The 751-nt window shown below is 63.1% G+C and carries 1 pseudogene; it reads right to left on the bottom strand.

The features are described 5' to 3' along the window. Window positions 1-630: pseudogene (locus tag ACT3TD_RS14800) on the bottom strand (IS1634 family transposase); the annotation flags it as partial. Window positions 631-751 lie beyond the last annotated feature (121 nt).

Genomic DNA, 751 nt, shown 5'->3' with positions numbered 1-751 from the left:
ATCAATCCGGCGCTCCTTACTGAACCCGGGCTCACGGAACCCGTCACCTTCGTCAGCTTCCCAGTAGAGGGTGGTTACGTCGTAGAGCACCAGTGACGTCGGCCCGATGCCCGCATGATCAGCGCACACGGCGGTGACCGCGTCGCGGAACTCGTCAGTGGCGTAGCGAGGCAGTCGGCGCTTAATCGTCGAGTAACTCGCCGAGGTTGCTCCGGCTTCGGCCAGCACACGGATGGAGTCGTACTTCGAGCCTGGCTGCAGGATCCGGGCGGTGACCAGGCCAGCGAACACGTCATCATTGTCGGCAGCAACGTCCAGGCCGATTGCCCTATAGGCGGTGTCGATCGCGTCGAGCAGGTAGCCGGAGCGTTGTGCGGTGACCTCCCACGGTTGCTCTTCGGTGCCTGTCCCACGGACTGCTGGGATATCGGTGACGTCGAGGTCCAGGCCGAGTTCGAGCTGGTTGCCCTGGAGTCGTCGGGCGGCTTCGGCCTTCAGCGCGGCAAGTTCGGCGTCGGTGTGGGCTGAGCCGAGGTGTTCCATCGAGGTCGCACCACCAGCGTAGGAGTAGATGATCTGCACCGCAGTAGCCCCGGAGGCGGTGGTCACGGTGCGGATCCTGGGCTGCATGTTCAGGAGTCTACCGGTCCAGGACTGACTGGTTAGTACGGTTTTTCGCCGAATTCCGCCGAAGCCCCGCAGGTCACGGACTTAGATGACGTGACAACACCGAAACGTGAGCCAAGTCAGG

It is taken from the genome of Corynebacterium sp. AOP36-E1-14, from assembly GCF_052377495.1.
In the GTDB taxonomy this organism is placed as follows: domain Bacteria; phylum Actinomycetota; class Actinomycetes; order Mycobacteriales; family Mycobacteriaceae; genus Corynebacterium.
This window is presented reverse-complemented; position numbering and strand designations above follow the sequence as displayed.